Origin of the sequence: Paenibacillus qinlingensis, from assembly GCF_031455095.1 — a bacterium.
In the GTDB taxonomy this organism is placed as follows: Bacteria; Bacillota; Bacilli; order Paenibacillales; family NBRC-103111; genus Paenibacillus_E; species Paenibacillus_E qinlingensis_A.
Map to the genome: position 1 here is coordinate 560,509 of NZ_JAVDSB010000004.1, position 6,666 is coordinate 567,174.

Here is a 6,666-nt window from a genome sequence, read left to right on the forward strand (position 1 = left end):
GTTGTGCCTCCTTGAAGCCTCCGAGGTTAGTTGACGGGTTCGGGAAGAGGTTTTCCCTAGTAAGCCCCATTAGCCTAAAACTAGACTAACTGAGCATTCATTCACCCCAAATAAAGAATTCCCCCGTACCGGAGCTTTCGATGCTCCGAGATTCGGCATTTTTTGTCTATGTTAGACTAGCACAGTTTGTTTTGGCTTGACAACTTTTACATGGCGGTAATTATTTCCTTTTCGGGTGAAAATCGCAAAAAAACAGCTACTCTTTTCAGAGTAACTGTCTTCAAAATGACCTCAGACCAAGCCCACTGGCTGCCTGTATACCTCTGTAAACAGAACCTCCTTACAGGGATTAAACTCACTTTCAGTCAAAGGATTCGGATAACTCATGATATGGAGAGGAAGCATCGCTTGCCCTTCTCGCAGCGGAGGTTGTGCATAGGGAAATCGGTTCAAATGAAAACCACAGCGCTTATAGAATTCGATTCTCCGCGTCGCATCTAAGGTAGTTGGAGGCTCGACTTCAAGTACAATAGGCGTGCTTGCACTGCTCATGTACTTCATCAGCATTCGCTTGCCAATCCCGCCACCTCTTATGGCAACATTGACAGCAATATGTTCTACAAATCGAAACGTGCTCCAGTTCCAACTGGCCAAAAAACCGAGCAATTGCCCCTGGTCATCTCTCTCGGCATCGATCCTGTAACTAGGATGAGGTAAAAGCGCCCGCTGACCCTCATACGTTCTTATTTCCGTTTCTGGAAAAGCGACTTGCATCAGCTCGAATACCTCTTCAAACGACTCCTCATTGACCATCCGTCCCCACCTCCCTTCAAGTTAGCTTTAGGTTATCCAACTGTGCAGCTTCTTACTTTCCAACAAGGCAGGGGATTGTCATCTTTACTCGACACTTGTTTTAGTCCTTACCACTTTGAGAAAAAGGCATGTGCCGCTGCATGGGAACCAGGAGGTGTCGCATGCCCCATGAAGGGATACACTTTAATCGATTTATTTGGGGATTCAATTCGGTTATAGGCAGCGAATATCGCTTCTGGTAAGCAACACGTATCCTTCAATCCTACCGAAATGTGAACAGGCTGCCCAATACGATCACCTAGGTTCATGATATCGAAGTAAGAAATCGTTTTCAGTACTTTAGGCAGATATTCTGGAAACCGGGTAACCAGATCAGCCGCTTCGCTGAGTGAACTAACCGAATTCAACAAGCCTAGATCCATGTGACAATGATTTGGTACATGGGCAATGGTTGCCCGAATACGCTTCTCAAGTGCAGTAACGAGTAAGGCAATCCCTCCGCCTTGGCTTCCGCCGCTTACAAATACTCGCTCACTGTCGATCTCAGGCTGCTCTAACGCACATTGTACAGCACGCAAGGAATCGATTGTAACCGCTCGATAATAGCTCGTCTCCGCATCGAGAATCCCCTGTGTAATCCATCCCTTCGTCATGCCGGTCTCCTGCGGCAGCAGGTTACCACTCTCGCCGCCTTGCCCGCGTACATCAACCGCAAGTACCGCATACCCCATAAGCAGCCAAGCTGCATGATCCTCTGGTCTTCCCTTGGAACCTGTATAGCCCGGGAATGTAACAATACAAGGCACTTTCTTAGACTTGCTCTCTGCAGGCAGTAACAACCAAGCATGAATCGGCGTTTCCGCAGCACCCCTCAAAACGATCTTATTCACTTCTGCTTGTACAAAATTTGAAGGCACCGACTCTCTCGTATATGATGCTCCTTGTGTAGCTTCCGCGTATGCGCGCTCCCAGAATGCAGCCAGATCAGTGGGTGCTGTTAACTCCGAATGATAGTTATGCAGCCCTTGAATACGATTTTCAATTGCGTTCATTTCGGTAAGTCCCCTTTGCATGTTTTTCCCATTTTAACCTAGATATACGAGTATGACTATCGAAAATTTGATGATTAGTTCATCCTTCGCTACTATGCAAACTCCTGCGAACCCAAATATAAACAAAAAAAAACCACCCGAAGGTGGCCTTTTCTCTTGCTCGTAAGCGGGCGGCGGGAATCGAACCCGCGCGATCAGCTTGGAAGGCTGAAGTTCTACCATTAAACTACGCCCGCATATTAAAAATAACGAATTGGTCGGGACGACACGATTTGAACATGCGACCCCCTGCTCCCAAAGCAGGTGCTCTACCAAGCTGAGCTACGTCCCGAAGTGTGAATAAAGTATAAATGGCGCGCCCTGAGAGATTCGAACTCCCGACCTTTTGATTCGTAGTCAAATACTCTATCCAGCTGAGCTAAGGGCGCAAATATTGGAGCGGAAGACGGGGATCGAACCCGCGACCCTCGCCTTGGCAAGGCGATGCTCTACCGCTGAGCCACTTCCGCACGGTATTATTTCTCTTTCGCTCAACAAGTGTTTCTCTGAGGCGACAAGGAATAATATATCAGGTATTCAAAACAAATGCAACTATTTTTCATAATTTTTTATTATTTTATGAAAACGCCGCCAAAGGGCAGTACTTCCCGCGCTATGCGACGCAGCAAACTATCCGATTTCATATGCTCATCTAATTTGGGATCAGGCTTACAAGGCTGCATGAGTACGTGACCCTGCCCCGTTATCTCCCAGTGATAATTCATATGTTGGCTCGCCAGCGTGTTGCCGTATACACAGAGGCGCAGCTTAGCCTGCCGCGGGTAGGCAACAAGGCAATGGACATCAACATACAAGGGCTCCACAGGATCTAGGGCCATGTGATGGATAGGGCCAGCTGTTAGCAAACCTAGATTACCAGGGCCGTGAAACTGCATTTTAACCAAATCTTGCGTAATCAACGTGTTCTTCATACTCTGTAAATGCGTTGTAAACGTCACACCTTCCGTATAGAACAGCACATGACGAAATTCAAACAATAGATCGTCATCTGCTTCCAAAGGGACGACAGCCAAACTATACGCTTCTGGCAAGCCCATGAGCACACGCCCAGGACCGAGTATGCGTGATTGGATCAACCGCTTCTTCCTATACATGCTGGGAAGCTTCATCAGTGCATCCTCACGCTGCTCTGGCCTTCCCTGAAAGGCAACAATTTGGTTCGGGTGCAGAACATGCACAGCCTCTCCCTTTAGAAGCTGCAGCGTAGCCATTCTGGCTTGTGAGCTTGCATTTTCATAGATAATCTCCAAACCATACAACCCCCTTGCCGCTCCTGCTAGCGCATCCCACGCTTCCTTCTCTGCCATACGAAGAAACGAAACACACGTCCAAGCAAGAAATAGCCTACTACTAATGCCGCTGCCGTAATGATCATGTAGGTAATTTTACGATTACGCTTATCTTTGTCTAAGGCAACTTGTTCCATAGCCTTCAAGCGTTCCTGCAATTGCTCGTTGTCCTTTTTAAGCGCCTCATTCTGGCTCAAAAGTCGTTGTTCAATTTCTTGAGACTGTCTGACGGCCTCCGATAGCTTGTCCTTCTGTTCTTCTAATTGCTGCTTCGTAGCGTCGTAATCCTTCTGAATCTGCTCTACATTGCTTGGTAATTGATATATATCTTTGATCCGATCTAACCAAGAAGCGTGGGCGGCAGGTGCCGGATACAGCAAACTTAACAAAATCACGAGGACAACCACCGCTTGTCCCATTGCAGCCATTTTACGTATGTGCATCCGTACTCACTCCCACCATTCCCGACATTATCTTTTATTTTACAGCAAAAATCACCCCTTCACCACTTCTATTGCTTGAACGGGGTACCGCAATATCGTTTTCATTTTGGCTGGATCAATCTTCCTCGGATCTGATAAGTAAATCTCATGATGGAGCCCACGGTAGCTGAGCTGCTCTTGTGAAATGAAATGCTCCATCTGTGCCAGTGTTTCTGGTTCTGTCGCATACGGTCCCACGTGCAGCATCTGGACACAGAGTCCCTCATGTATAGTTTCATGCCTTACATCCGCAATAACCTTAAGCTCCTTCTTCTTCAATAATGCACCATTGCGTGCTTCTTCTACGAGCTCCGCCGTTACAAACACAGGCATCCGAATCAGCAGTTTCCAATGCCACTCCTCTCTCGGCACCTCTAACGCTGTTCTAGGATCGCCATCCACCCACCACTGCCCTTCTAACTTCGGTACAGTAAAATCTTGCTCAGCCTTCTTACAATAGCCCTTAACACCATAAGCGACGGTATACAGCGCTTCTGTTGCGTTAGCAAAGGTCGAATCATTAGGATCCCCTTTCCCTACGATCGTGACGTAAGAAATAGGTTCAAATTCAACAATTTGAGGCTTGGTCGGAGCCGTATAGTAAGTTTTATAGGTTTTGGCTAAATCTAATTTATCCATGATGAACTTCCTCTCTTTTACTTTTAGTATACTTAATAAACCCTGACACCCTATGTCAACAAACAGAAAAAACTTACCTCTCGCAGCAATATGCGAAACAAGTAAGTTTTTGTCTCTTGAAAAGGATATGTAATTATTCCGCAGCTGGTGGGGTAAACGAGCGTTGTGCAAATTCGGCATCCAACATATAGAAGGCATTGCTATCTTTATCGATGCGTTTCAATTTATTAATAATGCTGTCAAACATCGCTTCTTCCTCTACCTGCTCATCAATGAACCACTTCAAGAACTGCATCGTCGCATGCTCTCGATCGTTCAACGCTAAGTCGGACAGATGATAGATGCGTTTCGTTACTTCTTGCTCATGCAGATACGCATGCTCAAATGCATCCAAAATCGATTCGTACTGATTCACCGGTGTATTCATGCCAGCAAAGCTGACCTTTTTCCCACGGTCATTAATAAATTTGAAAATTTTCATTGCATGAAATTTCTCTTCTTCTGCTTGTACTTTAAAAAAGTTCGAAAACCCATCCAAGCTTTCCGCAGCGCAATAACCAGCAATAGCCAAGTAGACATGCGCGGAGTAAAACTCATAATTCATCTGTTCGTTTAGCGCTTCTGTTAGTGTATCGTTTAACATCTGTGCACACACCTTTCTGTATGGTTATCTCTTGCGTATTCCCCATACATACAAGATTACCAGAATTGTGCATAGAAATACAAACGGAAGTAATAATTTTAATAGATCTATGTTCAAGCCGTCACACTTTTGGCTTTAGATGCCGAGATGATTTCTTTTAATTGAGCATACAAATGGTCTGGTGATTCCGCGCAAAGCAGTTTCTTCTTCCCGATCATCGCAATACACTCTTTCTTGCAATGTCTACAATTGCCAAGGCAGTCTTTCTTCTTCTGCTTCAAATCGGGAAATTCATTCTTTATGGATTTATATATTTGTTTGGATCCAAATTTCTCATTTCGACAGCAGTACTTAATCGTTTTCAAATGATCTCCTCCCGCCATTTCGCGTCTATCACTACTATTGATATTAGTGATAATAATAATCAATGTCAACCAAAAATTAGACGAGTTTGTACGAAAAAAGAGCTTTCTTCGATCCTCGTTAAAGGATAAAAGAAAGCTCTTTTTGTTTGGATGCGCGTAGAGGGACTTGAACCCCCACGGTCGCCCGCTAGATCCTAAGTCTAGTGCGTCTGCCAATTCCGCCATACGCGCATGCTGTAAATAAGGCAAATGGTGAGTCATGTAGGATTCGAACCTACGACACCCTGATTAAAAGTCAGGTGCTCTACCAACTGAGCTAATGACTCATGTCTTGTAATAAAAAAATGGCGGAGCTGACGGGATTCGAACCCGCGATCTCCTGCGTGACAGGCAGGCATGTTAGGCCACTACACCACAGCTCCACACTATAAAATTCTCCTCTTTAGTTAGAGGTTGGTTGCGGGGGCAGGATTTGAACCTGCGGCCTTCGGGTTATGAGCCCGACGAGCTACCGGGCTGCTCCACCCCGCGACGTTACTATTAAATCATAATATGGTGGAGGCTGACGGGATCGAACCGCCGACCCTCTGCTTGTAAGGCAGATGCTCTCCCAGCTGAGCTAAGCCTCCATGGGATGTTAAGAATAAATGGTGACCCGTAGGGGACTCGAACCCCTGTTACCTCCGTGAAAGGGAGGTGTCTTAACCACTTGACCAACGGGCCTCGTAAACAGGCACTTCTACAATGAAAGCTCTTATGGCGGAGAGAGAGGGATTCGAACCCTCGAGACGCTTGTGACGCCTACACGATTTCCAATCGTGCTCCTTCGGCCAGCTCGGACACCTCTCCATAAAAAGGCCTGGTTTTTGAAAAATAAATGGCTCCCCGAACAGGACTCGAACCTGTGACAACTCGATTAACAGTCGAGTGCTCTACCAACTGAGCTATCAGGGAATGCAGAGAGACTTTTGACAAGTCAAAAGATCCCTATGTCGTTTGGCAACGTTCTACTCTCCCAGAACCCTGCGGTTCAAGTACCATCGACGCTGGAAGGCTTAACGGTCGTGTTCGAGATGGGAACGCGTGGATCCCTTCCGCCATCATCACCAAACAGTCAAAGCGTTTGTTTGCGCCTTGAAAACTAGATACGAAACTTCAACGTAAAGTTAGATTACTTAGGAATTGGTTAAGCCCTCGACCGATTAGTATTCGTCAGCTGCATACGTTGCCGCACTTCCACCTCGAACCTATCAACCTCGTCGTCTACAAGGGGTCTTACATACTGGGAAATCTCATCTTGAGGGGGGCTTCGCGCTTAGATGC

General features: G+C 46.2%; 7 protein-coding genes, 12 tRNA genes, 2 rRNA genes and 1 riboswitch. All 21 genes read right to left on the reverse strand.

Translation table 11 applies throughout. From position 1 onward, the window contains the following. Positions 1-168, reverse strand: a riboswitch (cyclic di-AMP (ydaO/yuaA leader). A 123-nt stretch (positions 169-291) separates the two neighbouring features. Beyond that, on the reverse strand, positions 292-813 hold the full coding sequence (locus J2736_RS15725; RefSeq protein WP_310499547.1) for a GNAT family N-acetyltransferase: 522 nt from the start codon (positions 811-813) through the stop codon (positions 292-294). 107 nt (positions 814-920) lie between these two features. After that, positions 921-1,865, reverse strand: a complete 945-nt coding sequence (locus J2736_RS15730) for an acetylxylan esterase (protein ID WP_310499548.1) — start codon at positions 1,863-1,865, stop codon at positions 921-923. 165 nt (positions 1,866-2,030) lie between these two features. Further along, a tRNA-Gly gene (locus tag J2736_RS15735) sits at positions 2,031-2,101 on the reverse strand. 18 nt (positions 2,102-2,119) lie between these two features. Further along, positions 2,120-2,196 (reverse strand) — tRNA-Pro (locus J2736_RS15740). A gap of 20 nt (positions 2,197-2,216) precedes the next feature. After that, a tRNA-Arg gene (locus tag J2736_RS15745) sits at positions 2,217-2,293 on the reverse strand. A 6-nt stretch (positions 2,294-2,299) separates the two neighbouring features. Further along, positions 2,300-2,374, reverse strand: a tRNA-Gly gene (locus tag J2736_RS15750). 102 nt (positions 2,375-2,476) lie between these two features. Beyond that, the gene (locus tag J2736_RS15755; RefSeq protein ID WP_310499549.1) at positions 2,477-3,232 is read right to left on the reverse strand and encodes an AIM24 family protein; all 756 of its coding nucleotides are present in this window, start codon (positions 3,230-3,232) and stop codon (positions 2,477-2,479) included. After that, positions 3,202-3,657 (reverse strand): SH3 domain-containing protein, encoded by a 456-nt coding sequence (locus J2736_RS15760; protein ID WP_310499550.1) that lies wholly within the window; start codon positions 3,655-3,657, stop codon positions 3,202-3,204. The genes J2736_RS15755 and J2736_RS15760 overlap by 31 nt, the downstream gene beginning before the upstream one ends. Before the next feature lie 51 nt (positions 3,658-3,708). Further along, on the reverse strand, positions 3,709-4,335 hold the full coding sequence (locus J2736_RS15765; RefSeq protein WP_310499551.1) for a GyrI-like domain-containing protein: 627 nt from the start codon (positions 4,333-4,335) through the stop codon (positions 3,709-3,711). A 133-nt stretch (positions 4,336-4,468) separates the two neighbouring features. Next, the gene (locus tag J2736_RS15770) at positions 4,469-4,978 is read right to left on the reverse strand and encodes a ferritin (protein WP_056620645.1); all 510 of its coding nucleotides are present in this window, start codon (positions 4,976-4,978) and stop codon (positions 4,469-4,471) included. A 113-nt stretch (positions 4,979-5,091) separates the two neighbouring features. Continuing rightward, a complete protein-coding gene (locus J2736_RS15775) occupies positions 5,092-5,343 on the reverse strand; it encodes a DUF1450 domain-containing protein (protein WP_173114693.1) in 252 nt (83 codons plus the stop codon). 151 nt (positions 5,344-5,494) lie between these two features. Beyond that, positions 5,495-5,574, reverse strand: a tRNA-Leu gene (locus tag J2736_RS15780). A 19-nt stretch (positions 5,575-5,593) separates the two neighbouring features. Beyond that, positions 5,594-5,669 (reverse strand) — tRNA-Lys (locus tag J2736_RS15785). A gap of 19 nt (positions 5,670-5,688) precedes the next feature. Next, a tRNA-Asp gene (locus tag J2736_RS15790) sits at positions 5,689-5,765 on the reverse strand. 32 nt (positions 5,766-5,797) lie between these two features. Continuing rightward, positions 5,798-5,874: transfer RNA gene (locus tag J2736_RS15795), tRNA-Met, on the reverse strand. Between the two features lie 22 nt (positions 5,875-5,896). Further along, positions 5,897-5,972: transfer RNA gene (locus tag J2736_RS15800), tRNA-Val, on the reverse strand. 19 nt (positions 5,973-5,991) lie between these two features. Beyond that, a tRNA-Glu gene (locus tag J2736_RS15805) sits at positions 5,992-6,066 on the reverse strand. A gap of 34 nt (positions 6,067-6,100) precedes the next feature. Further along, positions 6,101-6,192, reverse strand: a tRNA-Ser gene (locus tag J2736_RS15810). Between the two features lie 29 nt (positions 6,193-6,221). After that, positions 6,222-6,297: transfer RNA gene (locus J2736_RS15815), tRNA-Asn, on the reverse strand. 40 nt (positions 6,298-6,337) lie between these two features. Further along, positions 6,338-6,454: ribosomal RNA gene (rrf, locus tag J2736_RS15820) — 5S ribosomal RNA — on the reverse strand. A 71-nt stretch (positions 6,455-6,525) separates the two neighbouring features. Continuing rightward, a 23S ribosomal RNA gene (locus J2736_RS15825) occupies positions 6,526-6,666 on the reverse strand; the annotation flags it as partial.

Excerpts from the sequence above, each read along its gene's own strand:
- J2736_RS15770 (WP_056620645.1), bottom strand. The coding sequence starts at position 4,978 with ATGTTAAACGATACACTAACAGAAGCGCTAAACGAACAGATGAATTAT.
- J2736_RS15760 (WP_310499550.1), bottom strand. The coding sequence starts at position 3,657 with ATGCACATACGTAAAATGGCTGCAATGGGACAAGCGGTGGTTGTCCTC.
- J2736_RS15765 (WP_310499551.1), bottom strand. The coding sequence starts at position 4,335 with ATGGATAAATTAGATTTAGCCAAAACCTATAAAACTTACTATACGGCT.
- J2736_RS15755 (WP_310499549.1), bottom strand. The coding sequence starts at position 3,232 with ATGGCAGAGAAGGAAGCGTGGGATGCGCTAGCAGGAGCGGCAAGGGGG.
- J2736_RS15725 (WP_310499547.1), bottom strand. The coding sequence starts at position 813 with ATGGTCAATGAGGAGTCGTTTGAAGAGGTATTCGAGCTGATGCAAGTC.
- J2736_RS15730 (WP_310499548.1), bottom strand. The coding sequence starts at position 1,865 with ATGAACGCAATTGAAAATCGTATTCAAGGGCTGCATAACTATCATTCG.